Annotated in this window: 27 protein-coding genes; 12 read left to right on the plus strand and 15 right to left on the minus strand. The window is 44.9% G+C overall.

Features of this window, described 5'->3' with window-relative positions; all coding sequences use genetic code 11:
- The first annotated feature begins 23 nt into the window (after window positions 1-23).
- Window positions 24-1,751, plus strand: a complete 1,728-nt coding sequence (gene ggt / locus GLO7428_RS13710) for a gamma-glutamyltransferase (protein ID WP_015189156.1) — start codon at window positions 24-26, stop codon at window positions 1,749-1,751.
- Window positions 1,752-1,761: 10 nt separating this feature from the next.
- Here the strand turns inward: ggt and GLO7428_RS13715 are convergent, their stop codons facing one another.
- From GLO7428_RS13715 to GLO7428_RS28530, 3 genes are all read right to left on the minus strand, one after another.
- Entirely contained in the window at window positions 1,762-2,019 is a 258-nt protein-coding gene (locus tag GLO7428_RS13715) for a hypothetical protein (RefSeq protein ID WP_015189157.1), read from the minus strand.
- A 315-nt stretch (window positions 2,020-2,334) separates the two neighbouring features.
- Window positions 2,335-2,931, minus strand: coding sequence for a DUF1802 family protein (locus tag GLO7428_RS13720; RefSeq protein ID WP_015189158.1), 597 nt, complete (start codon window positions 2,929-2,931; stop codon window positions 2,335-2,337).
- A 280-nt stretch (window positions 2,932-3,211) separates the two neighbouring features.
- Window positions 3,212-3,364: a hypothetical protein gene (locus tag GLO7428_RS28530; RefSeq protein ID WP_015189159.1), complete on the minus strand. Its 153-nt coding sequence runs from the start codon at window positions 3,362-3,364 to the stop codon at window positions 3,212-3,214.
- A 383-nt stretch (window positions 3,365-3,747) separates the two neighbouring features.
- Here GLO7428_RS28530 and GLO7428_RS13725 point away from each other — a divergent pair, with 383 nt between their 5' ends.
- Genes GLO7428_RS13725 through GLO7428_RS13740 form a run of 4 tightly spaced genes read left to right on the plus strand, consistent with a single transcriptional unit; the run spans window position 3,748 to window position 8,275 of the window.
- Complete coding sequence (locus GLO7428_RS13725) at window positions 3,748-5,124, plus strand: nicotinate phosphoribosyltransferase (RefSeq protein WP_015189160.1); 1,377 nt, start codon at window positions 3,748-3,750, stop codon at window positions 5,122-5,124.
- 17 nt (window positions 5,125-5,141) lie between these two features.
- A complete protein-coding gene (locus tag GLO7428_RS13730) occupies window positions 5,142-5,744 on the plus strand; it encodes a nicotinate-nucleotide adenylyltransferase (RefSeq protein WP_015189161.1) in 603 nt (200 codons plus the stop codon).
- Window positions 5,705-6,442, plus strand: a complete 738-nt coding sequence (locus GLO7428_RS13735) for an NUDIX domain-containing protein (RefSeq protein ID WP_015189162.1) — start codon at window positions 5,705-5,707, stop codon at window positions 6,440-6,442. The genes GLO7428_RS13730 and GLO7428_RS13735 overlap by 40 nt, the downstream gene beginning before the upstream one ends.
- 57 nt (window positions 6,443-6,499) lie before the next feature.
- Window positions 6,500-8,275: an NAD+ synthase gene (locus GLO7428_RS13740; RefSeq protein WP_015189163.1), complete on the plus strand. Its 1,776-nt coding sequence runs from the start codon at window positions 6,500-6,502 to the stop codon at window positions 8,273-8,275.
- On the opposite strand, the gene GLO7428_RS13745 is transcribed toward GLO7428_RS13740, so the two are convergent.
- Both GLO7428_RS13745 and GLO7428_RS13750 read right to left on the minus strand, forming a co-directional pair.
- Window positions 8,253-8,594 (minus strand): hypothetical protein, encoded by a 342-nt coding sequence (locus GLO7428_RS13745; RefSeq protein ID WP_015189164.1) that lies wholly within the window; start codon window positions 8,592-8,594, stop codon window positions 8,253-8,255. The two genes, GLO7428_RS13740 and GLO7428_RS13745, sit on opposite strands and share 23 nt — an antisense overlap.
- Before the next feature lie 99 nt (window positions 8,595-8,693).
- Window positions 8,694-9,140 carry a hypothetical protein gene (locus tag GLO7428_RS13750; protein ID WP_015189165.1) on the minus strand — a complete coding sequence of 149 codons (447 nt, stop codon included), beginning with the start codon at window positions 9,138-9,140 and terminating at the stop codon, window positions 8,694-8,696.
- Window positions 9,141-9,385: 245 nt separating this feature from the next.
- Between GLO7428_RS13750 and GLO7428_RS13755 the strand changes: the two genes are divergently transcribed.
- The gene (locus GLO7428_RS13755; protein WP_041918631.1) at window positions 9,386-10,249 is read left to right on the plus strand and encodes an ABC transporter ATP-binding protein; all 864 of its coding nucleotides are present in this window, start codon (window positions 9,386-9,388) and stop codon (window positions 10,247-10,249) included.
- A 13-nt stretch (window positions 10,250-10,262) separates the two neighbouring features.
- Here the strand turns inward: GLO7428_RS13755 and GLO7428_RS13760 are convergent, their stop codons facing one another.
- Window positions 10,263-11,207 (minus strand): lipopolysaccharide assembly protein LapB, encoded by a 945-nt coding sequence (locus GLO7428_RS13760; protein WP_015189167.1) that lies wholly within the window; start codon window positions 11,205-11,207, stop codon window positions 10,263-10,265.
- A gap of 197 nt (window positions 11,208-11,404) precedes the next feature.
- Between GLO7428_RS13760 and GLO7428_RS13765 the strand changes: the two genes are divergently transcribed.
- The 3 genes from GLO7428_RS13765 to GLO7428_RS13775 all read left to right on the plus strand — a co-directional run bounded on the left by GLO7428_RS13765 (window position 11,405) and on the right by GLO7428_RS13775 (window position 13,571).
- Window positions 11,405-11,731 (plus strand): YbjQ family protein, encoded by a 327-nt coding sequence (locus GLO7428_RS13765; RefSeq protein WP_015189168.1) that lies wholly within the window; start codon window positions 11,405-11,407, stop codon window positions 11,729-11,731.
- 378 nt (window positions 11,732-12,109) lie between these two features.
- Complete coding sequence (locus GLO7428_RS13770; RefSeq protein WP_231295488.1) at window positions 12,110-12,709, plus strand: hypothetical protein; 600 nt, start codon at window positions 12,110-12,112, stop codon at window positions 12,707-12,709.
- A 166-nt stretch (window positions 12,710-12,875) separates the two neighbouring features.
- A complete protein-coding gene (locus GLO7428_RS13775; protein ID WP_015189170.1) occupies window positions 12,876-13,571 on the plus strand; it encodes a Uma2 family endonuclease in 696 nt (231 codons plus the stop codon).
- Between the two features lies 1 nt (window position 13,572).
- On the opposite strand, the gene metH is transcribed toward GLO7428_RS13775, so the two are convergent.
- Window positions 13,573-17,193, minus strand: coding sequence for a methionine synthase (gene metH, locus GLO7428_RS13780; protein WP_015189171.1), 3,621 nt, complete (start codon window positions 17,191-17,193; stop codon window positions 13,573-13,575).
- A 158-nt stretch (window positions 17,194-17,351) separates the two neighbouring features.
- Between metH and GLO7428_RS13785 the strand changes: the two genes are divergently transcribed.
- Window positions 17,352-18,125 (plus strand): class I SAM-dependent methyltransferase, encoded by a 774-nt coding sequence (locus GLO7428_RS13785; protein WP_015189172.1) that lies wholly within the window; start codon window positions 17,352-17,354, stop codon window positions 18,123-18,125.
- Window positions 18,126-18,408: 283 nt separating this feature from the next.
- Here the strand turns inward: GLO7428_RS13785 and GLO7428_RS26745 are convergent, their stop codons facing one another.
- The 5 genes from GLO7428_RS26745 to GLO7428_RS13805 all read right to left on the minus strand — a co-directional run bounded on the left by GLO7428_RS26745 (window position 18,409) and on the right by GLO7428_RS13805 (window position 20,730).
- A complete protein-coding gene (locus tag GLO7428_RS26745; protein WP_015189173.1) occupies window positions 18,409-18,573 on the minus strand; it encodes a metallothionein in 165 nt (54 codons plus the stop codon).
- Between the two features lie 102 nt (window positions 18,574-18,675).
- Window positions 18,676-19,167 carry a YajQ family cyclic di-GMP-binding protein gene (locus tag GLO7428_RS13790; RefSeq protein ID WP_015189174.1) on the minus strand — a complete coding sequence of 164 codons (492 nt, stop codon included), beginning with the start codon at window positions 19,165-19,167 and terminating at the stop codon, window positions 18,676-18,678.
- Window positions 19,168-19,173: 6 nt separating this feature from the next.
- Entirely contained in the window at window positions 19,174-19,590 is a 417-nt protein-coding gene (locus tag GLO7428_RS13795; RefSeq protein WP_015189175.1) for an MAPEG family protein, read from the minus strand.
- Window positions 19,591-19,626: 36 nt separating this feature from the next.
- Window positions 19,627-20,133 carry a hypothetical protein gene (locus GLO7428_RS13800; protein WP_015189176.1) on the minus strand — a complete coding sequence of 169 codons (507 nt, stop codon included), beginning with the start codon at window positions 20,131-20,133 and terminating at the stop codon, window positions 19,627-19,629.
- Window positions 20,134-20,196: 63 nt separating this feature from the next.
- On the minus strand, window positions 20,197-20,730 hold the full coding sequence (locus tag GLO7428_RS13805) for a PadR family transcriptional regulator (protein WP_015189177.1): 534 nt from the start codon (window positions 20,728-20,730) through the stop codon (window positions 20,197-20,199).
- Window positions 20,731-20,847: 117 nt separating this feature from the next.
- On the opposite strand from GLO7428_RS13805, the gene GLO7428_RS13810 reads away from it, so the two are divergent.
- The gene (locus GLO7428_RS13810) at window positions 20,848-21,336 is read left to right on the plus strand and encodes a DUF4188 domain-containing protein (RefSeq protein WP_015189178.1); all 489 of its coding nucleotides are present in this window, start codon (window positions 20,848-20,850) and stop codon (window positions 21,334-21,336) included.
- Between the two features lie 5 nt (window positions 21,337-21,341).
- Here GLO7428_RS13810 and GLO7428_RS13815 read toward each other — a convergent pair whose 3' ends face one another.
- Both GLO7428_RS13815 and ebsA read right to left on the minus strand, forming a co-directional pair.
- Window positions 21,342-22,454, minus strand: coding sequence for a phosphotransacetylase family protein (locus GLO7428_RS13815; protein ID WP_015189179.1), 1,113 nt, complete (start codon window positions 22,452-22,454; stop codon window positions 21,342-21,344).
- Window positions 22,455-22,595: 141 nt separating this feature from the next.
- Complete coding sequence (gene ebsA, locus GLO7428_RS13820) at window positions 22,596-22,970, minus strand: type IV pilus biogenesis protein EbsA (RefSeq protein WP_015189180.1); 375 nt, start codon at window positions 22,968-22,970, stop codon at window positions 22,596-22,598.
- Between the two features lie 452 nt (window positions 22,971-23,422).
- Between ebsA and GLO7428_RS13825 the strand changes: the two genes are divergently transcribed.
- Entirely contained in the window at window positions 23,423-24,826 is a 1,404-nt protein-coding gene (locus GLO7428_RS13825; protein WP_015189181.1) for a glycosyltransferase family 2 protein, read from the plus strand.
- Here the strand turns inward: GLO7428_RS13825 and GLO7428_RS13830 are convergent.
- Window positions 24,823-26,769 carry a DNA polymerase III subunit gamma/tau gene (locus GLO7428_RS13830; protein ID WP_015189182.1) on the minus strand — a complete coding sequence of 649 codons (1,947 nt, stop codon included), beginning with the start codon at window positions 26,767-26,769 and terminating at the stop codon, window positions 24,823-24,825. The two genes, GLO7428_RS13825 and GLO7428_RS13830, sit on opposite strands and share 4 nt — an antisense overlap.
- Window positions 26,770-26,990: the final 221 nt, after the last annotated feature.

The following is a 26,990-nucleotide window of genomic DNA, read 5'->3' on the forward strand; positions in this document are numbered from 1 at the left end:
TTACCTATTACCCCTTACCACTAATGCCCGTAGCCTGCAAATACAAGCCATTCACGCTTGTCGCGATTTCCCTGTGCTTCATCACACCGGCAAAAGCTGCGATCGCAGCTTTTGTCCAACCACTTCGTACTAAACAAGCAATGGTTGTCTCTGCACATCCGTTAGCCAGCGAAGCAGGATTAGAAATACTACGTCAAGGTGGTAACGCAGTCGATGCAGCCGTCGCGACAACCTTTGCGATTTCTGTCGTTGAACCCTTTTCTGCGGGAATTGGTGGCGGTGGTTTTCTGCTACTGCACCAGCCAGGGAAAGAAATGAGGGCATTAGATTTTCGCGAACGCGCACCATTAAAAGCAACGCGAAATATGTATTTAGACGCGCAAGGCAAAGTACGTCCAAATGCCAGTATAGACGGTTACTTATCTGTCGCCGTTCCAGGAACCGTAGCCGGAATGTACGAAGTGCATCGCCAATACGGAAAACTACCTTGGGCGACATTAATGGCACCAGCGATTCGCTACGCGCGCGATGGTTTTGTGGTATCGCAAAGATATACGAATGCTGCCGAAAGTCGTCAAGCCGCGATCTTAGCCAATCCCGCAGCGCGACAAATTTTTACACGCGACGGTAGAATGTACCAGGCAGGCGAGAAATTAGTACAGCGCGATTTAGCAAAAACATTACAATCAGTCGCCCAGAATCCGCAAAGCTTTTATACCGAAAATATTGCCCGTGCGATCGCATCCGACATGGCAAAAAACGGTGGTTTAATTACCCTCACAGATCTCAAAATCTATCAACCGATTTGGCGTACTCCCGTTTGTGGCAATTTCCGCAACTACCGCGTGTGTTCGATGCCGCCGCCGTCTTCGGGAGGCGTACACTTATTACAGATGCTGAATATCATTGGCAATACCGATTTAAAATCGCTCTTGTGGCGTAATCCTGACGCACTGCATCTGATGGTAGAAGCGATGCGGATTGCGTATGCGGATCGATCCGAACATCTCGGCGATCCTGATTTTGTCAAAGTTCCTGTGCAACAATTGATTAGTCGCGACTATGCTTTGCAAAGACGTCAAGAAATTCGCATGGATAGCGTACGACGTTCGAGTGAAGTCAAACCAGTAGATCGCCAAACGCTACTGCGCTACATTAAAGGCAAAGAATCATCAGATACCAGTCATTTAACCGTCATCGATCCGCAGCGTAACGCCGTGAGTCTCACGTTTACGATTAATTACGGCTTCGGTTCTGGTGTCGTAACGCCAGGAACAGGAATTCTCCTCAACGACGAAATGGACGATTTTGCTGCTGCGCCAGGGGTTCCCAATGCTTACGGGCTTGTTGGTGGAGAGGCAAATGCGATCGCCCCGCGTAAAACTCCCTTGTCGAGTATGACACCCACCATCGTCACCGAAAACAATCGCTTGCGAATGGCAGTCGGCGCACCTGGCGGTAGTACGATCATCACCACAGTCTTGCAAACAATCCTCAACGTTTTAGAATATGGCATGGATGCCGGATCTGCGGTAGCTGCACCGCGAATTCATCACCAATGGCTACCCGATGAATTACGGATCGAACCTTTTGGCTTAGACTATGCCACGATTGCCGAATTGTGCCGTCGCGGACATAAAATTGAAGAGCGATCGCCGTGGGGAAATGCAAATGCGATCGTTGTCACTCCAGATAATACACTAGAAGGTGCTGCCGATCCGCGTGGAGAAGGTTCACCGAGAGGATTTTAATTCAATCGCATTATTTCAAAATTTCTGCCTCTGTCGCAATTTTCCCAAATTCTGTAGCGCGGGCGCTGGGTACCAAAATCCAGCCTTGCTTGATCAGTTTTTGGTAAGTTGCCCAACCTTTGGAACCGCCAGGAATTCGGTAATCGGGTACTGCATACTGCGGGAAATGCGTGTAAGGCTTCCACGGTTCATTTGGTGCAGCTTGTAAATACAAAACTTTCTCGCCATCTGTACCGGATTTCGATAGCCAGCACAATTGTCGAGGCATAGGCACTCCTTGTCTCAAATAACGGCATAAAACGCAATGCACTCATTCGCATTTAGCAAAAGCTTGTCTTTAGGCTGATAACTTTGAAGAAGTATGTAGCCTCAAGCTTATAAATGTTTAAGCACACTAATGTACGTTTGTCAAGACTCATGTCTTGCAGTCAAGATACTTTTTTCTTTAATTTTTGTATATCTATCTAGGGTAAGACTTCATATTTAGTGACGTCGCTAGGTGCTGGGGATCGCCTTGTAGTAAGGTTTGACAGTGAAGCAATTACCTGGAGGAAAATAGGGGTCAAAGGTCAGAGGTCAAAACTCAAAACTCATCACTTACCCCCTGTGTCACATGCCTAATTTTATGGCGAACTTCTGCCGCGATTTGAGAATAAGCAGCGTCGGATAAAACGGGTTGGGAGTTTTCGAGAGAAATTGTCTGTGCTAAATCAATCCACGACTTACAACCGCCGTACTCTGCACGATAAGGAATATGATGCACTTGGGGAAGAGTGTAAACTCGTAGCAGCAAAATATAAAGTGGCTGACGCGATTTCCATTTCAGGCGATCGCGAGTAAACTTGTCATTCCAGATATGAAATGGCAGTAACGCTTCCACCACTTGCGGATCGCTGACTGGTAAAATATCCGTAATTTCTGCCCAACTACTGATACGCACAGTTTCCGGATGCCAACCAGAAGCAACTGGGGTGACAGCATTAGCGTATTCTGGTTTTAACAATGCAGGTTGCTGATGCTCGTAGGTAGGATACAGCAAAACTTGGTCGCAAGCAACGCGAAAGCGTCCGCCTTGTTCGTGAATCCCACCTTTGCGTAGCAGCATAATTGTTTTTGCTTGTTCTAGCGCTGCAACTGCTACCGCCCATTCTTTGAGTGCATGGCAAGTGTTTAATTGCATAGAAGGGGTCAAGGATTTCTGACCTCAAATGATGGCTAAATATTATTTTAGCCCTGCGACTGAAGTCGGGGCTATCCAAACAAAGTGCGCACGGCAGCACACTCAAAATGATATTTTGTTTAGTTAGTGGCGAATTTATTCGCCGAATATTCCGGTGAGATGTAAAAAATCAAAATTATCAATTTATCAATTGCCAATTAAAAAAAAGTAGGTGGAGAATGTAATGACACCTACTTTATTGCTAATAACATAGCAGTTGATTAGTTTGTCATAATTCTACTTACCAATCAGCATTACGTTGAGGTTTGAAAGGTTCTCCTGTAAACGGCTGTACTCCCGTTGCTGGATAAGCATCATCACTTGGTCCAAAAATCCGCGTAACAGCTTCTGAAATATAGCGAGTCATGCTGTCAATTATGCGATAAATACTCATAGGATATTTCTCCTAATGATGATTATGATCGATTCAATTCTGAATATGTGTAGTTTAATTCCCTTCTGCTTTCATTATGATACGTGCTTAATTCTTTGCGCATATTTGTAATGCTTATTTGTTTATGTTTGCAATACTTTATTAGGAATCACTAGTCAGGGATCAGAGATTGTAAAAGAAGTTTGCGCTTTGTCGATACCAAGCTCAATGGAATTAAATATAGTAAATTTGACTACAAACAAACATAAACAAGTATGTCTTTTGTGTAATCTTTCCCTCAATATCTGCCAAAAGTCCGATTTGCTGGGAAATAATCACAGCTTGCTTGACAAGATTTTGGTGAAATACACTATAATTGAGCAAACTACCAGAATTGCTGTGTAATGGCACCTTCCCTCGATTGGGTATCAACGCAAGAACTGACGCTAACTCCAGAAGATTATAGTTTGCTGACAGATCTTTATCAGCTGACAATGGCAGCTTGCTATACAGGAGAAGGACTAGAGCAAAAATGGGCAAGTTTTGAACTATTTACCCGCCGCTTACCAGACGATTTTGGCTACTTGATCGCAATGGGATTAGCCCAAGCGTTAGAGTATCTTGAAAATTTGCACTTTACTCGAACGCAGATATCAGCTTTAAAAGCAACAAAAATTTTTACCCACGCTCCAGAAAACTTTTGGACACTGCTAGAATCAGGACGCTTTACCGGAGACGTGTGGGCAGTACCTGAAGGAACCGCAGTTTTTGCGAATGAACCACTTCTACGAGTTGAAGCCCCCTTGTGGCAAGCGCAGCTAGTAGAAACATATTTACTCAATACACTAAATTTCCAAACATTAGTCGCAACCCGCGCCGCACGCATCCGCGATATCGCTGGATCGTCCGCAACACTTTTAGAATTCGGGACGCGACGGGCTTTTAGTCCGCAATCTTCACTTTGGGCAGCACGCGCAGCGCTAGCCGCTGGCTTAGATTCTACCTCGAATGTGTTAGCAGCATTGCAACTTGAAAGTCAACCGAGCGGGACAATGGCGCATTCTTTGGTAATGGCGATCGCTGCGATGGAAGGTACCGAAGACCAAGCTTTTACCGCATTTCACCGTTATTTTCCAGGCGCACCTTTACTCATTGACACCTACGATACCGTAGCAGCAGCGCAACGTTTATCTAAAAAAGTGCAAGCAGGAGAAATGCAACTTGCAGGAGTGCGGTTAGATTCGGGAGACTTAGTAACGCTGTCGCAACAAGTGCGATCGCTTTTGCCAGGAGTCAGTATTTTTGCCAGCGGCGATCTCGATGAGTGGGAAATTGCCCGACTCAAAGCACAAGGGGCAGAAATTGACGGTTATGGCTTGGGAACGCGTTTAGTGACGGGTACGCCCGTCAACGGAGTCTACAAAATTGTAGAAATTGAAGGCATCCCAGTGATGAAACAATCGAGTGGAAAAGCGACGTATCCTGGACGTAAGCAGATTTTTCGGAGTTATGCGGCAAATCAAGCAATCAAAGACTGTTTAGGTTTAGTAACCGAAACTGATGCGCAACCATTATTACAACTTGTGATGCAGCAAGGCAAACGCATACAACCGCCAGAGACATTAGATGACATTCGCGATCGCACAACTCGTTCAGTTGCAAGTTTACCTGATACCGTCCGGCGACTTGATAAACCGACGTCTTTACCTGTAGAAATATCACCCGCGTTGCAGCAGTTAACCGAGAAAACTCGACTAGCTGAAGCAACCGTCACCGCATAGCCAATCAAAAATCTAAAATGCTCAAAATTGCGTTATTTGGTACAAGTGCTGATCCTCCTACCGCTGGACATCAAGCGATTATTAGCTGGTTGTCACAACACTACGATTGGGTGGCAGTATGGGCAGCAGATAATCCCTTTAAGTCTCATGCTTCACCGTTAGAACATCGCGCCGCTATGCTGCGGTTACTCATTGAGGATATCAATCCGCCGCGACACAACATCGGTTTACATCAAGAATTGAGCAGTCACCGCACGCTAGAAACAGTCAACAAAGCAAAACAACGCTGGGATAAAGACGCAACGTTTACACTCGTTATTGGTTCGGATTTGGTACACCAGTTACAACAATGGTACGCCGTTGAAGAATTGTTGCAACAAGTACAGTTACTCGTCGTACCGCGACCAGGATATGAAGTAGCAGAAAGTGACTTACAACAGCTAAGACAGTTGGGCGCGAAGTTTGCGATCGCTAACCTAACTGCACCAGATGTGTCCTCAACCGCGTATCGTGAAAGTGGAGATTCTGAAGCTTTAACGCCTCCCGTAGAAGCATATATTCATCAACAGCATTTGTACGAATGCCAACACGCAGCCAAAGAAACATTGCCGACGTGGTAAAGCCACAGCCCTTAGCAGATTTCAAGGTTGGGGTAGACAACGCAATTTTTTCAGTTGATACCGCCCAAAATCGGCTTTTAGTCCTACTCGTGATGCGACAACAACCGCCTTTTTTAGGTCAATGGTGTTTACCTGGAACTTTAGTACGCCAGGGCGAATCACTAGAAGATGCCGCATATCGGATTCTGGCAGAGAAAATTCGTGTCGAAAATTTATATTTAGAGCAATTGTATACGTTCGGCGGACCAGAACGCGATCCGCGCGAAGAAACCGACAAAGTGCGCTATCTTTCAGTCAGTTACTTTGCGTTAGTGCGCTACGAAGATGCCGAACTCATCGCCGATGGTGTTAGCGGTATTGCTTGGTATCCTGTAAAACAAGTACCGCAACTCGCGTTTGACCACAACGAAATTTTAGCTTACGGACACCGCCGACTCAAAAATAAACTCGAATACAGCCCTGTGGCGTTTGATGTCTTACCCGAAGTCTTTACACTCAACGATCTCTATCAGCTTTATACAACGGTTTTAGGCGAATTCTCCGATTATTCTAACTTCCGCGCCCGACTCCTCAAGCTCGGTTTTTTGTGCGATACAGGTTTAAAAGTCTCGCGCGGTGCAGGACGTCCCGCCAGTTTATACCGCTTCAATGCTACCGCCTTTGCTCCCTTTAAGGATAAACCTTTAGTATTTATTTAGCGATCTTCAATAGCAACCATTCCGACACAACCGTACTTTCGATTTCACGCACTCTTTATGAAAATTGCGATCGCTCAAATTAATCCTACTGTTGGTGATTTAGCAGGTAACGCGCAAAAAATCCTCAGCGCCGCCCAAGATGCAGCCGCGCAAGGTGCAGACTTGTTATTAACACCAGAACTTTCGCTATGTGGCTACCCACCGAAAGATTTATTACTCGATCCGAGTTTTATTGCAGCGATCGCCTCAAATCTACAACAACTCGCACAAAGCTTACCACCTGCGATCGCCGTCTTAGTCGGTTATGTCGAACAAAACGCCCAAGCATACATTTCTGGCGGTAAACCTTTATTCAACAGCGTTGCGTTACTCTCTCAAGGCAAACTTCAGCAAACTTTTCACAAACGCCTCCTTCCCACCTACGATGTATTCGACGAAAATCGTTACTTTGAACCTGGGCAAGAAACGCGATTTTTCACAATTTCCAGACCAAAGGAAATAACCAATTACCGATTACCAATTAGCAACGACTCAACCCCCCTCAAAATCGGTGTCACGATCTGCGAAGACTTATGGAACGATGAAGAATTTTGGGGAAAGCGTCACTATGCAGTCAGCCCAATTACGGACTTGGTTGAAGCAGATGTTGACTTAATTGTCAATTTATCGGCGTCTCCATATAGCGTTACCAAACAGCAACTGCGCGAAGCGATGTTGAGTCATGCTGCTAGCCGTTATCGTTGCCCAATATTATATGCCAATCAAATCGCTGCGAATGATGACTTGATTTTTGATGGTTGCAGTGTCGGATTTAACCGCCAGGGTGAAATGGTGTGCCGCGCGCAGGCGTTTGAGTCAGATTTACTCGTTGTCGAATTTGACGAGCAAAAACAAGACTTGCAGCCTAGTACAATTGCTCCTATGCCCGAAAATGACGATGCGGAAATCTGGCAGGCTTTAGTTTTAGGTGTAAAAGATTATACACGTAAATGCGGTTTTCGTCAAGTCGTTATTGGCTTAAGCGGGGGAGTTGATTCGGCATTAGTGGCAGCGATCGCCACCGCAGCCGTTGGCAAAGAAAATGTCCTCGGCGTACTCATGCCCTCGCCATACAGTTCCGAACATTCGATTAAAGATGCCTTGCAACTCGCCGCAAATTTAGGCATCCAAACGCAAACGTTACCTATTGGTGAATTAATGCAAGGCTATGACAAAACGCTTGCACCTTTATTTGCTGACACTGAGTTTGGACTTGCCGAAGAAAATATACAGTCGCGGATTCGCGGTAATTTGTTAATGGCAATTTCTAATAAATTTGGTCATTTACTGCTATCGACAGGTAATAAATCAGAAATGGCAGTTGGTTATTGCACCCTCTACGGTGATATGAATGGTGGTTTAGCCGCGATCGCTGACGTTCCCAAAACCCGCGTTTACTCGGTATGTCGCTGGTTGAATCGAGACTCAGAGGTTATTCCAGAAAACATTTTAACTAAAGCACCCAGCGCCGAATTAAAACCTGGTCAAGTCGATCAAGATTCTCTACCAGCGTATGACGTACTTGATGATATTTTAGAACGCTTTATTTGTAACCACGAATCAGCAAGTCAGATTGCCGCCGCAGGTCACGATCCAACTGTAGTAAATCGTGTGATTAAAATGGTAGTACGTGCTGAATTTAAACGCCGTCAAGCGCCACCAGGATTAAAAGTGACCGATCGCGCGTTTGGTACAGGCTGGCGAATGCCAATTGCCAATAAGTGGGGATCGACAAATACCGATCAGAATCCTCGCGAACAAACTCCGCTTTCTACTTCACAAACCTCAGCCTAATTCCTGGTCTAAAGCCGCCAATTCTTCTCCTTACAGGATAGCGGTTATTGTGAATGCGACGGCGATGGAAACTACCAGTATATAAATGATAAAAAGGATCGGCACGGTAAATCGAATTAACTCGTTGTCGATAAAATCTGCGCGATCGCGGCAATCCCTGAAGACGACCAAAATCTGATGTATAGACTCTACTTCGATACCCAGCGCGACTATATTGATACTGTTGTGCTATGGGCAGTGTAGCTTGGACAGGAGGAGCGATCGCACTTGCTAAAACAATGATTCCTAAGGCAGCGATGACTCTACGATTGAGTGGCATGATCCTTCCTTACCAATCTATCGTCAATATAGCAAGGATCAAAGGGCTACGCTGCCAAAACAATGAATTCTATATATATCTCAACAGTCAAACAAGCAATTAATAAAGATAAATAGCCCCAGTTCTACCGATATTCACAACACGATAGCCTTCTTCTTGTGTTGGCTGAACAAGCACAGTGACAACATTCTGATTAACAGAAACGGTATAACTAAGATTAACCTCATCCCCTGCCCCTGCCTTGGGTGAAGGGTCGTAAACCGCAATGTTCATTGGTAAAGTAACGCGGCTAAACTGAACTTGGTCGCCAACAATTAAATCAGCTTCAGCACGGTCATCCAAAAAGTTATACTTGAGTGGCATTTCTGTCTGGTTTTCTAAAATTACTGTCACTGGCATCTTTGGATTGATTCGCGCCCGTGGTTGCCAGTACCCTGGTTGATAGGTACGTGCAGGTGGAGTTTGGGCGACTACAGGTACAATTGAACTCACGAACAACGAAGTTCCAGCAAGGCACAACAATTTTGTCCAAGCTTGCCACTGCATAACTTGCCTACCTTTATAAAATAAAAGCTTATATTTCAGAAGAATTATCTCAGATTGTTTTAGGACGAAATAGAAAATTTTAGAGTAAATTTATTTCTCTGGTGGCTTTATTCTCTTTTTAGCAAAAGTATACTTCGACTATGAATAGATTTAGCCTCATCTACTCGTAATACTCTGCAACCAGCGCGTAGCAAAATCTAGGTGATAATTTAAGTATGGATAGTATTTAATCAACAACTTAAATATTGATGCTTGCTGTTTCGCTGCAAAACGTTCACAAACTTTTCAATAACGTTCCTGTCGTTAATGACCTCTCTTTTACGATTCAGTCTGGAGAAATGTTTGGTTTGCTAGGACCTAACGGCGCAGGTAAATCAACAACAATTCGGATGCTTACAACTTTAACAAAACCATCGCAAGGGCGTATCGAAGTCGCGGGATTTGATGTCGTGCGCCAAGCTTTGCAAGTCAAGCAGTGTATTGGAGTCGTATTGCAACAAACAAGTGTCGATGGCGATTTATCCGTGTGGGAAAACATGGAGTTGCACGGAAGATTGCATCACATCCGCAATCCGCAACGTCAACGACTGATTAATCAATGGCTAGAGTATGTAGAACTCGCAGATCGGCGTGACGATTTTGTGAAAACATTGTCTGGAGGAATGAAGCGTCGCTTACAGATTGCCAGAGCGTTGTTACATCAACCACAAATCTTGTTTTTAGACGAGCCGACAGTCGGACTCGACCCCCAAACACGGCGACGGTTATGGGAAATCATCCTTGATTTAAATAAGCAAGGTATGACCATGTTACTCACGACGCACTACATGGAAGAGGTAGAGTATTTGTGCGATCGCATCGGCATTATGGATCAGGGTCAGTTAATCTCCCTCGGAACTTTACAACAGTTACGAGCCAAACACGGCGAAGGGTTAGCAATTAAACAAGTCGGTACAAAGGACGCAGGACGCTGGGAATATCAATTTTTCCCCACCCTAGAACAAGCCAACGCCTACCTTGACCAGCAAAAGGATAAAACTGGGATCATGGTACGTCCCTCGAATCTGGAAGATATTTTTGTCGAACTTACCGGACGCCAACTCGACTAATTTAATCAAGGTATTAAAGCCGTGGCGTTAGAAGACGCTCTAAACGATTGCTTCCTGGTTGATTGAGTAGCATATCGTTTACTGCTTTCTGGGCTTCTGCTAGGTCTGGTTGCAAGGCTAAAGCACGTTTGTAGGCATCGATTGCACCTTGAACGTCGTTTTGCACCCTGAGAATGTCTCCCATTTGCAGGAGGACTTTCACATTTCGTGGGTCGATCTGCACCGCTTGTCGCAAAGTCATCAAAGCTGCGGTCATATTGCCTTGACTTGCCCAAGCCGTTGCTAGATTTAGTAAAACGTTACCGTTGTTAGGATCAATTGTTGCTGACCTTTGGAGAGTTGCGATCGCGTCGCGAAACCGATCTTGTTGTAGAAGAATCGCCCCCATCAACTCATACGCACTCGGATTATTAGGATCGCGATTAATTGCTTGCTGTGCCGCCCATTCAGCACCTCGATAGTTTTTTTGACGTAAGAGTACAACACCCAATCCAAGATAAGCATTGACATTATTCTGGTCTAGCTCGGTTGTTCGCCGATACGCACTAGCAGCTTCCGCATAGCGTCCCATCCGTGCTAACGTGTAGCCAAGAGCATAGTGAAAGTCCGCATGGTTGGGGGCTGCATCAATCGCTTGACGATACGCCGCCACTGCCGCAGCATAGTTTCTTTGACGCGCGTAAAGAAAACCAATCGTCGAAAAAATGCGCGCGTTTTTTGGTGATAATTTAGCGGCTTGTTGATAACGGGCGATCGCTTCGGCTGATTTTCCCGCATCCATTAACCTCCGTCCTTCTTGCAGCAATTTTTGCAGTTGCTGGCTGCGTTGATAAGGACTACTTGGCACTGCGCCTTTGGTTTGTGCAACTACTATTTGAGCTTGAGCAGTTGGCGGTACAATAACGCCAATTCCTCCTAGCAGCAAAACACTTATAGCTAATAAACTCTGCTTTTGCACGACTACTTTTCTGCTATACTTCTGCAATTTTTGCCAAGGTGCGACTAATGCTCTACATTAAACCAGGAATCTTTAAATTTGGAAACTTTTTTTTCCGATTTCTTGGATGTTAGTCAATCTAAAATTGTACTAGTTTGAACCTCTGCTGTTAGGTTGGTTTACTTTTTCTAGCAAACATCGTTTTCTGAGGCTCCTCCATGATTTTAACGACAACGGATGTTATTCAAGGAACTACTGTCGAAGCTTATTTGGGAATCGTCACGGCGGAAGTCGTCTATGGTAGCAATGCGTTGCGCGACTTTTTTGCTGGAATTCGCGATGTTATTGGTGGTCGTACTGGTAGTTACGAACGCGTGTTTGAGCGAGGTCAGCGCGATGCAATTCAAGAATTAGAGCGCCGCGCCCTTAAACTGGGAGCCGATGCTGTGATTGGCATTGAAATCGATACTGGTACGATCAATATTGACCAATCAGGAGCTTTATTACTCATTACGGCAACGGGAACTGCTGTTAAGCTTCGTTAAATATTTTTCAAAATTTCCTTTCGCTGAGCTAGAAATCAGAATAGGCTGATGTCTACATATATATGATTAGCTAATCAATCTTATAAAAATTGACAATTCATCGCATTTGTTAAATTTTAATATCTTAATAAAGTAGTTGCGAATTAATAAAATAATTAAATTTTTATCGCGTAAATTAATATTCACAAATTGCTGAGTTTACTTTACTCCTAAAGGTAGATTCCGCAACTATTTCTACTGATAGATAGTTAAATTAAAATTCCAATTTAAATTAGAGACTCAAGCAAAATTGTAGAAAAACAGAACAGGGAAGGGGGTAAGTTACCCATGTCATACGTAAACAGACCGGCAGATGATGTTATTTCTGAGCCTGCCGTAGTGAATCGAACAGCTGTCGTAGATTATCACGATCGCGTTCGTTGGGGTCCGATTCTTTCAGGTTTGGTCGTTGCTTTAGCGACTCAGTTACTCCTTAGCGCGCTCTTCGGTGCAATTGGTGCAACTACAATTGCAGGCTCCGGTGCTCCAAGAACAAATGCACCTAACGTTGCAGGTGACGTTGGTATTTGGTCAACTATTGGTTTATTAATCTCCTTATTTGTCGGCGGTTGGGTAACAGCCCGTGCTTGCGGACCGATGAATCGCAGCACAGCGTTGTTAAACGGAGCAATTCTTTGGGCAACAACTTTAGCCCTAGGTTCTTGGCTACTTGCAAGTGGCGTAACAGGCGCATTTGGTTTAGCAACTCAAGCTGCTGCTGACCTTGCTGGCGGCGCCATCGGTCAGGTACAACCTCCTAACGTTAACGTAACTCCACCTAATGTTACAGCTCAAGATACTCGTAATATTGCCAGTGGTATTTCTCAAGGGCTGTGGTGGTTCTTCTTTGGTTCTTTACTCGGCTTAATCGCTTCAATGATCGGTGCAGCGGCTGGTGCGCGTAGCCCACGCACAAACGTCACTACTACTACTTACTAATTGAAAATATCACTTAGAGACAAGCCAAAATGATATTTTTTAGCACCTAAATATAGGTGCTATTTTTATTTTTCAGGTGTGAGTAACTGTTTAAAAGCTGATCGAGTCATTAACAACTGAGCAAAAAGATAGAATATGACAATCCCTCTCGAATGGAGAGAGCCGCATGGTGAAACAACTGCAAACAAACACTACACCAGCTATTATCTACCCAGATAGCGATGGTCAACCAATGGCAGACAACACCAAACAATTTCGTTGGATTGTCACTATCAAAGAAAACTTAGAACTGCTATTCGTGAATGATAGCCAGGTATTTGTTGCTGGCGATCTCTTGTGGTATCCGGTTCAAGGAGACAATAAAATTCGTCAAGCACCGGATGCGATGGTTGTTTTTGGTAGACCAAAAGGAGACAGAGGTTCTTACAAACAATGGGAAGAAGATAATATTCCGCCACAGGTTGTATTTGAAATACTCTCTCCTGAGAATCGCCTCAAGAAAATGGCAGAAAAATTTAAATTCTACGAACGTTACGGTGTAGAAGAGTATTATGTATACGATCCAGATGACAACGAGCTAATCGGTTGGCTGCGTGCTGGAAATGATTTAGACATTATCACAGAAATGGATGGTTGGATGAGTCCCCGCCTCAAAATAAAATTTCAGATGAGTTCTGATACTTTAGAAATTTTTTCACCCCAAGGAGACAAATTCCTGACCTACGTTGAGCTAAATCAGCTACGCGAACAAGAACGCCAACGCGCTGATGAAGTAACAAAACAATTAGAGCAGGAAAGAGAGCGTAATGCAGCCTTAAGCGCACTACTGCGAGAAAAAGGAATTAATCTAGAAGAGTTATAGATTATGCACTGAAATACTTGGCTACGGGGTGATAAGCAATAATCGCGGTTGTTGATTGCTCAGGATAAAGTTGTTCGCTTTCATCCATGTAGAGATTGATGCGATCGCTCTCTAACAACTCCAACAATTTATACTGATCCTGAATATTCGGACACGCGGGATAACCAAAACTGTAACGCGAACCGCGATAGCGCTGCGCCAAGACATCCCGAATATTATCCGGTTCCTCAGCCCCAAAGCCCAACTCGTGACGAATTCGCGCGTGTACCCACTCCGCCAAAGCTTCCGCCATCTGCACCGCCAAGCCGTGGAAATAGAGATAGTCAGTGTATTGATTCGCTCTAAACAACTCCTGCGCAAACTCCGTTGCAATATCCCCCATCGTCACCGCCTGCATCGGAAACACATCAATCACACCCGACTCCTGCGGCGCAAAGAAATCAGCAATACAAAGCCTTCTTAAAGACCTTTGCCTCGGAAACTCAAACCGCGCAATTTCCTTTGTGTCCACGGACACTTTGCTCAACGGAGGAAACCTCCGCACGCAAGTGTCCTCCTTCGCGCCTTCGTGGTTCGGCTCATAAACAATCAACGAATTCCCCACCGCCTGACACGGAAAATACCCATAACTCACCTGCGGATGCAACAACTTTTCCGCAACAATCCGCTGCTTCCAATGCTCTAAAATCGGATAAACCTTCTCTGCCAAGAAAGCCTGATATTCCTCTTTCGATTGCTCCTTAGGCTTACGAAACTGCCATTGTCCGGCAATTAAAGCTTGTAAATCCAAATACCAAAACAACTCATCCCAAGCAATATCTTCTAGTTGCAATATCTTCGTTCCCCAGAAAGGCGGCGTGGGGCGTTCTATATCGACTGCAACAGCATCACTGCGGCGGGTATCTACAACGAGGGGTGAGGGGTGTAGGGCTTTGCCCTTCTCGGAGAGTGGGGTGAGGGGTGAGGGATTTTCTTTAGGAGGTTCTTGATGTCCATTCTGAGATACTTGATTATTTTCTGCTAATCCATTTAAGAAGCCTTGAAGATCGTCCCAGTGACCTTGTGACTTGGCTGGCATCAACTTATCCATGAAATGCAAATCAGAAAAAGCATCTTTACCGTAAACGACTTGTCCTTTATACGTTTTTTGACAATCTTCATAGACAAATTTGGGAGTCAACGCCGCACCACCCAAAATCACTGGAGCCGTAATTCCTCGTTGGTTAAAGACTTCCAAGTTTTCTTTCATGAAAGCAGTAGACTTGACGAGTAGCCCACTCATCGCGATGCAATCAGCTTTGTGCTGCTCGTAGGCATCGATAATGTTTTCTACCGGCTGTTTGATGCCAAGGTTAACGACTTTGTAGCCGTTATTCGACAAAATGATATCGACAAGGTTTTTACCAATGTCATGGACATCACCCTTGACTGTCGCAATTACTACCGTACCTTTTGAGTTATTACCGCTTTCTTGCTTTTCCATAAACGGCTCAAGATAAGCGACTGCGGCTTTCATTGTCTCCGCCGATTGCAACACGAAAGGTAGCTGCATTTGTCCAGAACCAAACAATTCACCAACCACTTTCATACCATCGAGTAAGAAGTTATTGATGATATCGAGTGGTGCATATTTTTCTAAAGCTTTTTGCAGCTGTTCTTCTAAACCGATTCTTTCACCATCGATGATGTGACGTTTGAGGCGTTCTTCGATGGGAATACTTTCATCAATCGTGCGATCGCGTTTTGTGGTTGCGCCTTCAAAAACAGTTGTTAACTCTGCCAACGGATCGTAAACGCAAATATCGCCATCAAATTGCCGTTCATCGTAAATCAACTTGCGACAAACTTCTTGGTGTTCTGGTGCAATCTTAGCAAGCGGTAATATTTTACTCGCGCTCACAATCGCCGCATCCATTCCCGCTGTCATCGCCTCGTGAAGAAACATCGAATTAAGTACAACACGCGCAGCGGGATTTAAACCAAACGAAACGTTAGAAACCCCCAAAATCACATGACAGCCTGGTAATTCTTCGCGAATGCGACGAATTGATTCAATCGTTGCTTTACCGTTGGCGCGATCTTCCTCAATTCCTGTCGATATCGGCAGCGCTAAGGTATCAAAAAAGATTTCTTCTGGTGGAATACCATATTCAACGGCTTGGTTGTAAGCGCGTTGAGCGATTTCAAATTTCTTGTCGGCAGTTCGTGCCATGCCATCTTCATCAATCGTGCCGACAACAACACCCGCACCGTACTGTTTTGCTAACTCCAATACCTTAAAAAAGCGCGGTTCTCCATCTTCGTAGTTCGTCGAGTTGAGCAAACATTTACCACCCGCAACCTTTAACCCCGCTTCCATTTTTTCCCACTCGGTGGAGTCGAGCATCAAAGGGATTGTAACGTTTGTTACTAAACGCGATACCAATTCGTGCATATCCCGCACGCCATCGCGCCCCACATAGTCCACATTGACATCTAAAACGTGCGCGCCTTCGCGTACCTGCGCCTTTGCCATCGACACGAGTCCGTCCCAATCTTCCGCATTAAGTAATTCGCGGCATTTCTTAGAACCACTCGCATTTAATCGCTCTCCGACAATCAAAAACGAATTATCTTGGTCATACGGTTGCGCGCTGTAAATCGATGCGGCTGCTGGCTCATAGCGAGGATACCGTTCTTTAGGCTTGAGTGTTGCGGCAATTTCTGCTAATTGTTGAATATGGTCAGGACGCGTACCGCAACAGCCGCCAATTACCTGTACGCCCAAATCTTCAACAAAATGCATCAGCGCCATGCGCAATTCCATCGGTGTGAGTCGATAGTGCGCTTGACCACCAACGTTTTCTGGTAGCCCTGCATTCGGAATACAAGAAACGACAAACGGCGAATGCTGCGAAAGATACTTGACGTGTTCCGCCATCCGGTCTGGACCTGTTGCGCAGTTAAGACCGAGAATATCAATTGGATATGGCTCTAAAATTGTCAAAGCTGCGCTAATATCCGAGCCTACCAGCATCGTGCCAGTTGTCTCCATTGTCACCGATACCATCAGGGGACGTCGTTCTCCCTTGCGGCGAAACACTGATTCAACTGCGTTTAATGCTGCTTTGATTTGCAGCACATCCTGACACGTTTCAATGATAAATAAATCAACTCCGCCGTCATATAATCCTTCGGCTTGTTCGGCAAAAGCGGCTTGCAATGTGTCAAAGTCGATGTGTCCTAGCGTTGGTAATTTGGTTGTTGGTCCCATCGAACCAGCAACAAAGCGGGGTTTTTCTGGCGTCGAAAATTCTGCTGCAACTTGTTTTGCGAGTTCTGCGGCTTTTTTGTTTAAGTAGTAAGCTTGATCGGCTAAGTCGTACTCCGCGAGGACAATTGACGCAGCACCAAACGTATCTGTCTCAATGACATCCGCACCTGCTGCCAAAAAGTCACGGTGTACCTTGGTGACGGCTTCGGGTTTGGTGTGGACTAAATATTCGTTACACCCTTCGTACTGCGCTCCTCCAAAGTCGGCTGCGGTAAGATTTTGAGTTTGCAAGTTTGTTCCCATCGCGCCATCGAAGACGATGACAGGGCGTTCTGGACTGTGAAGGCGAGTCAGAAAAGGGCTGTTCATATATAAATATCGCTAGCAAATGGGACGAACTGTCTGATTGCTGAGAATTAAGTTAAGAATATTCAACTTCTATATATTTTGCAAAATTTCTGCGCGTTAGGGGGCGATCGCACCGAAATAATTACCTTTTATTACCTAATGTCCTACAAAAACCCATCATGCCTATCTACGATGCGATCGGTCAATTCTATACTCGCTCTCGCCTTCCAGATGTGCGGCTAGTCGATTCTGTCGTACAGTTACTCGCATTGCCTCCAAAAAGTGTTATTGCTGATATTGGTGCGGGAACAGGCGGCTATAGTAGGATGCTTGCTGAACGCGGATTTCACCTTTATGCCGTTGAACCTTCTGCCGTGATGCGATCGCACGCGACACCACATCCGCGAGTACAATGGCTAAGCGATTACGCTGAGGCAATTTCTTTACCTGATCGTGCAGTAGATGCTGTCATTTGTCTTCTTGCAATTCACCATTTCTCTGATCTCAAAAAAGCTTTCTCCGAGATGAACCGAATTGCTAAAAAGATTGTGATTTTTACTTTTGACGCGATCGCCGCCGAAAGTTTTTGGTTGTATGATTATTTCCCTTTTATTCGAGAGTATGACAAACAAGTCTTTTCATCTTTAAAAGACGTTGTCTCTCTCCTTAAACAAATGACTCAAGGTAGCGTTGATGTTTATTCTTGTATGCTGCCACCTGATTTGTCAGATATGTTCTTAGCCGCAGGTTGGAAACGACCTGAAATCTATTTAAATCCTCAAGTTAGAGCCAGTATGTCAGCTTTTGCTCTCACTAATTCTGATGCAGTTCAAACCGGAATAAATCTTCTTCAAGCCGATTTAAATAATGGTCAATGGAGTGCAAAATACGGGCGATTTAAGCAACTCAATCAGTTGGATGTGGGCTATAGATTCTTATGCGCGAAGAAATAAACTTTCTATATGAATTATAGATGCCCTTCGACTCCCTTCGGGGCTACTCAAACCAAGTGTGCCTCCGCACACTATAAATAATAGATTTGAGGGGGTAAGGTATGCCCCGTAGTCCACAAAAGTGGACTTTCTTTTATTTAGTAGCGAATTACTTCGCAATTGTTGTCAGGCAGGAGGTCTAATGAATTAAAAGTTAATTTTATAACAACAAAGGAGTAGGAACGTTCTTTTCTTTCCTACTCTCTGTTACTCTGCCTTAGTAATAACCTAAACGTTATACGTATTAGCTGCATCCGCAACCACTGTGACCACAACCTGAACCACTTGTATGACCATTAGCACAGGCTTCGCTGCAATAAGGCTTACCGTCTTTTTGAATTGCGTCTTCTAGCGAAACAATACACAAACAATTTTCACACGCACACTTCATTTGAGTTACAGTTGTCATTTTTTTGTCCTAGCTCTGAATATTAATATAACATATGAACAAGTATTCAGATATATTTCAAAAAAATTTACACTGAGGATTTGTGGTGAATTGGCGATCGCCCTAACGGTAGTTAGTAAACTGTAGAGCTACTGGAAAATCTTCTTGCTTCAAACGTTGCATAACAGCTTGCAAATCATCTTTTGTTTTACTAGAAACTCGCACTGCGTCGCCTTGAATCGAGGCTTGTACCTTCTTAAATTCGTCGCGAATCAATTTTGAGATTTGCTTGCCAATTTCCTGGCTAATGCCTTTTTTGAGCTTAATTTCTTGGCGGACGCGGTTTCCACTTGCGGATTCAACTTTACCAAAATCAAAGATTTTCATCGACAACTGGCGCTTTGCAGCTTTCTCGCGTAAGACAGTGTGTACGGACTCTAGAGTAAACTCGCTATCAGTGTTGATTGTGATGACTTCATCACCGAGTTCTACAGTAGTTTGCGTATCTTTCAAGTCATAGCGACTTTTGATGTCGCGCACAGCTTGATCGACCGCATTAACTAACTCTTGGCGGTCAAAATCACTAACGATATCAAAAGAGTATGTAGCAGCCATTAGTCACTAGTTATTTTGCAGAAGACTTAGAACAAATAGGGTACCAGAACAGAGAGAGCCAACAGCGAACATGAGCGATCGCGCGATGGGAATATTGGTGACATAAAAAACTGAATAGAGGAAGCGGGCGATAACAAAGGCGATCGCAGCACTAACGGCTAAGTTAGAATTTACGCCCGTGACGTACGCCATCAAAGCGGCAGCGGCAAAAATCATGAAAGCTTCAAAAGAATTTTGATGCGCCCATGTTGCCCTTTGCGCATAAGGTGGCAATTTATCAAACATAGCGCGAGGCGCGGCGATATCGTAGCCAACTTGTACTCGTGCATAGCCGACAAGTAAAAAGGGCAGATAAATTAAAATAACCGCCGCAACGATGCAATACAAAAAAACTGTAGAAGCTGGTAGTTGTGATAAATTCATGTTTTATCAGTTGAAAAGAGCGAATCACTAACAGCCTTAGTCTAAATAGAATAGCGTCACTACCTTACGCTGATCCTCTGCCTCTTGGCAAGTTTGTAGCAAAGTCCGGCTATCGTGAAACGCGAAGCAAATCAACTGCTGACAGCGCGAGATGATTTCTTGGTTACAGATCGCACTTGCTTCTGCCAGAGACAAATTATCATTGCTAGGATTTTCGACTAAGTGCATGACCTGCTCAAGCTGCTGTCGCGACTCTAGCGGTTGGCGTTCTAGGCTTTGAGGCAAAATGACTGTTAATAAATTTGCATCAGCCCGCATCGCGCCTCGGATCGCCGCCGAGTTTGTTCCGGTTGCGCCAGAGGTAATCAGCCGATTGCCAGATAAAACGAGGGCGTAACTCATCATTTCGATCAGATGCTGATGAGTAAGAGGAACATGACGAGAACCTAATAGAGCGATTCGCTTAGCACCTGTTTGCTGAATCGTTGCTAGTTCTTGCGCTAACGTGTCAACGTTGTTGACGAGATCTATAGACTGACTCAAAGACGGAATCAGATTAAACAACCTTGCTATTTTAGCAGACAGCGCGATCGCAGTTATTTACGATTAACGAAGTAATTCCATTGCGCGATCGCACCAAGCTACCCAATCTGATTCATAGCTAATACCTTTGAGTAGCGTTAGATAACGAAACTTCGCAGGCAAAGACAGCGATTGTAGATTTTGAAAGTACCGCTGTTCTAAAGCCTTGTACGTCGATAGCTTCTCTAAGTGCGCTTGGCGGTGCTGCTGTAATTCGTGCAAAATAATTTCAGGGGAAGTCGCGACATAACCCGCAAAGATTTTAACAAGCAAATCTTCTTTAATTGCTGCTGGCTCGCAAGGTTGCGCGATCCACGCTTGTAATTCCTGTTTCCCCGTTTCGGTAATGTGATACAGCTTTTTATCAGGACGTCCTTCTTGCAGAATGATTTCACACGTTAGCCAGCCTATTGCTTCAAGCTTGGACAACTCTCGATAAATTTGTTGATGACTTGCTGCCCAAAAGAACCCCACAGAACCATCAAATTGCTTTGCTAAGTCGTAACCACTATTCGGGCGATCGACGAGAACCGCCAAAATTGCGTGTGCTAAAGCCATATAAATTATTTCCTTGACGTATGCAAATTATTGCATATAATTTAAATATGCAACTAAACACATATTAGATTAATTGCATAAAAGAAACCTCAAGTTGAGCGCAAGGAGAGAATATTCATGGCTCAAATCATGCCAGGGCGCTACACAGCGCAAGTTGACGAACCCTTCGTTGTGTTTCTCATTGGGATGCGCATCAATCAGTTTCTCGCTTTCTCCAAATGGCTTCCGACAGCACAAGCGATGGCACCGATGCTGCGTACGCTTTATCAACATCCAGAAAAAGGGTTTTTAGGCGGAGAAAACTTTATCTATTGGCGGGGTGCGGGACTTATTCAATACTGGCGATCGTTTGAAGATTTAGAGCGCTTTGCGAGAAATCCTGCTGATCCTCATCTAGCAGCATGGCAACGCTTTCATCGCGCTGTAGGTAACGATGGCAGTGTGGGGATTTGGCACGAAACTTACTTGATTGAACCTGGCAACTATGAAGCTATCTATGGCAATATGCCAGTCTTCGGCTTAGCTGCTGCGACTCAGCACGTTCCAGCGAAAGGGCGTCGAGAAACGGCACGACAACAGCTAAAACCAGAAACACCTTATGCATAACACCTTTAAGGCAACGCCACTGCGGGCTTTAACTCAAGCTGTGACAACAAACGGTCAATATCAAAATGCTTTTGCATCAACTCGCGGATGCATTGCACTTTAATCGGTTCATGCAAGCGGACTTGTCCAAAAGTGCGATCGATGATTTCTACTGTAGAGAGCGTATCGAGATCGACCGATAGAATGGGAATTTCGAGTTCCTCAGCTTTGGCGAGGATAAACGGTGGTGGTGGTAGTTGTCCAGTGAGGATGAGACATTGCGTTGAACTTTCTAAAGCAGCCAGTTGAATTTCGACGCGATCGCCGCCTGTCACCACTGCCATATTCTGCCGTCGGCGGAAATATTTCAGCGCCGCATTCACATTCATCGCACCAATTGCCAAACTTTCTACCATTAAACCTAGGCGATCGGGACGACACAGTACTTCTGCACCTAATTGTTCAACAAGTTCAGCAACGCTGACGCTGCGCAGTAAGTTATTTTTTGGCAGTGTTCCTAATACAGGAATACCTTGCTTTTCTAAAAACGCGCGGACATCGGTATCAACAGTCTGCATTTGTTCTGGGGCGATATCGTTGATCAAGACACCGATTAAGCGATCGCCTAAACGCTGCTTCGCTGCTAAAAGTGCTTCTACTAAGAAAACTGATTTGTAGCGTGTTACGAGCAGGACTTTAGCATCAACGATCTTTGCGACATCGAGTAAGCTTAACCCAAATAAGCTGCCTTCTTCTAAATTCCCTGGACCTTCGAGTAATACCAAATCTCCCTTTGACTGCTGATATTGTACTGCGGCTAAATGCTGATAATCCGTCGTATCCTTACCGCATAGGCGCTTTTGAATCGTTGCTTCATTTAAAGTTAGGAGCGATGGTAACAGTCGGTTTTCTGGTAACTGAAGGATTTGGTTAACAAATTGAACATCTGCATCGATCGGCGATTCCTTCGAGTTATTCACCCAATTACCTAACGGTTTTCCATAGGCAAGATCGAGCTTTGTCTGCTTTAGCTGTTCAGATAATCCCAGCACTGTTGCCGACTTACCGCTGTAAGCCTCGATTGATCCAATCAGCAAGTACTTAGCATTCGGCACGTCCCCACTCCCTAAACTCAACATTTCGCCGTATGCGGCTTGATTATTTATATATTCTAGGTGGAACCTGCTATTTGATAAGACTCATAAGCAGTTCTTGTAGTTTGAGGGCAGACGGGTAACAGATTGGAATTATAAGCTACAAAATGAGATGAGATTTTGAATTTAATTGTCAAACCGAAGTAGTTTTCGGTAAAAACCCTTAGTAAAATCGACAGTGTTCGTGCGTTTGAAATGTAAGATTGTATCGATCAAAAAGTCTACGAGTTCCGAGCTAGACATCATCACCTCATAGCTGAGATCTGCCTTACCGTCGAACTGCATTCGGCAACGCGTTAAATCAGCAGGGAGTGTGGACACATTCCAAGTAGCCACAAAAGGAATACTATCACCACCTTCTATGTTGCGCTGTCCTTGGAGGACTCCTTGTTTGTAAAGGCTAATGGCTAGAGGTAGCGTATTGCGTTTATTGCCTTGAAAATAAGGTTGATAAACTCTGACTTCTTGTAGACTAGCGGGTTGTAGTTGCTCAATCGACATATCGGCACTATTACTAAAAAATGTATGCGTCGCGAAAGCAAGGAGTAAACATCAAAAAATTAGCTCCTCTGCCCAGTATTCCCACATAGTGAGCGTTTTCTATAGCAGTTGCTGACTAATTACTAGCCACTGTTGATTTGCTCCAACGCTAACGTTACGCTGGCGGCTGGCTCCTCCTATTTCCTCGCGCCTGTCAATGTCGGATACAATAGGGCTGCACTTACTTTTATCGAAGCTTGGGAAATTACATCAAAAAACCTCGATTTTAAACGATGGTTAGTACGATCGCAATTTCTGCTAACGACAATCTGTTGCTACCTTGTGCATGATGCGCCCAACTCGGATCGAGTTGGGTGAAATCATTCAAGACTAAACGTTTGTCGACTGTGCTGAGATGTTACCTTGCTTCTTGGAAGTGTGTAAATAAATACTGGTGGTTGATCAAGTAAACTATGCCAGCGAATTCCTGGGCTGAGAACGATTCTTATAGCGAACTTGATGCGCTAGGCTCGTTGTTATCTGAGTTATCAGAAGACGAGTCTGAGCTAGAGACGTTGCAAACAACATCTCTCAAGACTTGCGGCGAGGGTCGAAGACGCAAAGCGGCTGTTGTTTTCATCGTAGTTTGGAGTGGCACGATCGCCCTTCATTTAATTTCTGTTGGATTTTGGCTGGTACTCGGTTTAACAACTTTATGGGGAATTCATACCCTACGGTTAGTTTTAGCTCGTCCCCGTACCCAAAATGCGCAAGCCGATTATTTCCCTTCTGTTTCGCTGTTAGTTGCTGCCAAAAATGAAGAAGCAGTGATTGGCAATTTAGTCAAGACGCTTTGTAGCCTTGATTATCCGGTAGACCGCTACGAAGTTTGGGTCATTGACGATAATAGTACCGACCAAACGCCCGCACTTTTAGAAAAATTACAGCAAAATTACAATAAACTAAAAGTGTTGCGACGGGGTGCAGGAGCTAGTGGTGGTAAATCCGGCGCATTAAACCAAGTTTTACCCCTAGCAAAAGGGGAAATTTTGGCGGTATTTGACGCCGATGCGCAGGTAACGCCTGATTTATTGCAGCGTGTATTGCCATTATTTCAAAAACGTACCGTCGGAGCCGTACAGGTACGCAAAGCGATCGCCAACTCGCACGAGAACTTTTGGACTCGCGGTCAGATGGCAGAAATGGCTGTCGATAGCTATGTTCAGCAGCAGCGCGTAGCCCTTGGCGGTATTGGTGAATTGCGCGGAAATGGTCAGTTTGTTCGCCGTCACGCGCTGGAACGTTGTGGCGGTTGGAATGAAGAAACGATTACCGACGATCTCGATTTAACGTTGCGCTTACACCTAGATAATTGGGAAATTGAATTTGTCAGCTACCCATATGTCGAAGAAGAAGGCGTAACGAATGCGATCGCGCTATGGCATCAACGCAACCGCTGGGCTGAGGGTGGTTATCAGCGCTATTTAGATTACTGGCGATTAATTATCAAAAGCCGCATCGGTGCTGGCAAAAAATTCGATTTACTGATGTTTATGCTAGTTCAGTATATCGTCCCGATCGCGCAAGTTCCTGATTTCCTGATGGCGATCGCCCGTAACCGATTACCTGTGCTGACGCCGCTTACGAGCTTCACCGTCACCATATTTATGATATGGATGTTCTTGGGGTTAAAGCGAATTCGCACGCTTGAAGATAAACTCACTTGGTCTGCATTGTTTGTTATCCTCTTACAAACGCTGCGCGGTACTTTGTATATGTGCCACTGGATGGTGGTCATGGCGAGTACGACGGCACGTATGTCCGTGCGACAAAAGCGGCTAAAATGGGTAAAAACTGTCCATCAAGGCAATAATTAAAAATCAAATTCAGCAGTATCTTCTTCATCTGCATCATCCCAATCTAAAGCAGCCTGCGGTGGTAGGCTGCTTGTTGCTATTGGTTGGGTAAACATTCCATCATCGTCTAGTTGCAGAACCTCACCTTTAAAAAAATCGGCTAAACGTTGCGCCGCGATCGCGACATCATCGGTTGCCGAATCAGGCGAGTCAATTAACATTGAATCGGATTGTCCTTCAGGAACAGCATCAGGTGCGATCGTGGGTTCGGGTTTAATTAAAGTAGACGTGGCACTGAATACCGATGCAGTTGTTTCGGGAGAGGCAGTATTCACCGGAGGCTTTCTTGTAGGCTGCGGTGTTACCGGAGTATTAGCCTTCGGCTGATGAGTCGTTGCAACTTCAAGCTGTACTTTTACTTTGCGATCGTACAACTTCCCAAATGCTGCTTCTAAATCTGCTACTTTGGTTTGAGCAATTTTGAGTAACTTTTGCGAACGAATACCAATCGAAGCGTGTTGCTCGTGAATCGCGACTAAGCTGCCGTGTTCTTTAAATAGTGCTTTACTTGGTAAAGGTAGATTTTGCAGCACTTGTTGCCAAACTTGATCGAGGTCAACATCAGTTGCGACAACTTCAGTATGAATTTCAACGGCTTCATCTTCATCAGTGCGAATATCCGAGCGATCGTGATGCACAATCGGCGGTGGTGAGATCGGTTCAGCGACTTCTTGTTGTGGCGGTGTTTGCGGTTGTGGAGGATGCGCCGATGCCGTGACGACTTGGGGCGCGGTTTGCGGTTGTGGAGTATCTTTTACTACAGATGGAGTTTTGGAAGTACTGATATTTCGATGAATAACTGGCGACGGTTGAGGTGTACTGGTTGTAGGTAATAATCCAAGCAGTGTTACCTCTAACCACAATCGCGGTTGCGTAGAAGTTTTAATTTGCGCTTCACTGGCTTTGAGATTTTTTTGTCCATCAAGAATTGTTGCGATATTCCACTGCTGTACCAAATCGCACATTGCTTGCCATGTTGTTGCAGTACAAGCAACCAAATCGTTACGGTGAGGTGCGGTTTTGGCGATCAGCAAATCGCGATAGCAACTTGCAAGATTTTGCAAGATCGTTAAAGGTTCTCGCCCGCGTTCTAATAATTGACGCGTGCGGTCGAGAAGTTGTTCGGCGTTGTTTTGCGCGATCGCGTCGAGTAACGCGAGTAAATCTGGCTCCGCAACGGAACCGACTAAATCCCAAACGCGCTCTACTGTGACTTCTGGTAATAAACTGAGTTGATCCAACAAACTCTCAGCATCGCGTAATCCTCCTTGGGATAGTTGTGCTACGAGTGTTAAGGCTTCACTTGTAATTTGGATTTGTTCTTGTGCCGCGATCGCTTGGAGATGCTGCACCATTGCTGCTAAGGGAATTCGGCGAAAATCGAACCGCTGACAGCGCGAAATAATCGTCGGTAAAACCCGCTGGGGATCAGTTGTTGCTAAGACAAAAACGACGTGTGGGGGTGGTTCTTCAAGCGTTTTGAGTAAGGCATTGAAAGCGGCGGTACTCAACATATGGCATTCGTCGATTGCATACACTTTGTAGCGACACTGCACCGGAGCAAACTGCGATCGCTCGATGATTTCTCGAATATTGTCTACCCCTGTGTTACTCGCCGCATCAATTTCAATCACATCTAACGCCGAACCATTGGCAATTCCTCGACACACTTCACACACACCGCAAGGCGTTTCGGTAGGCACACGGCTTGCTAAACAATTCAGTGATTTTGCCAAAATACGGGCGCTAGACGTTTTCCCTGTACCGCGCGGACCTGTAAACAAATATGCAGGCGCAATTCTACTGGTGCGGACAGCATTAATGAGCGTTGTGGCGATCGCCTCTTGTCCCACCAGTTCTGCAAAGCTTTGGGGTCGATATTTGTGATGTAGTGGCTCGTACATGGGGCAGGGGAATAGGAGAGCAGAGGAGCCAGTGCGGTGCGGAGGTGTCCTCCGTTGTAGCAACTGGCGTGGGCAGAGGGAGCAGAGGAGCAGAGGAGCAGGGGAGAATTATAATGTAATCTTTTTTGCAATGAGTGTAAGCAAGTGTAATTTTTATTACACTAATTTGATGCAGCACCTTTAAAGTAGAACAAACATACTAATAAGGTAACTCGCGCGCA

The sequence above is a fragment of the Gloeocapsa sp. PCC 7428 genome, assembly GCF_000317555.1.
Lineage (GTDB): Bacteria > Cyanobacteriota > Cyanobacteriia > Cyanobacteriales > Chroococcidiopsidaceae > Chroogloeocystis.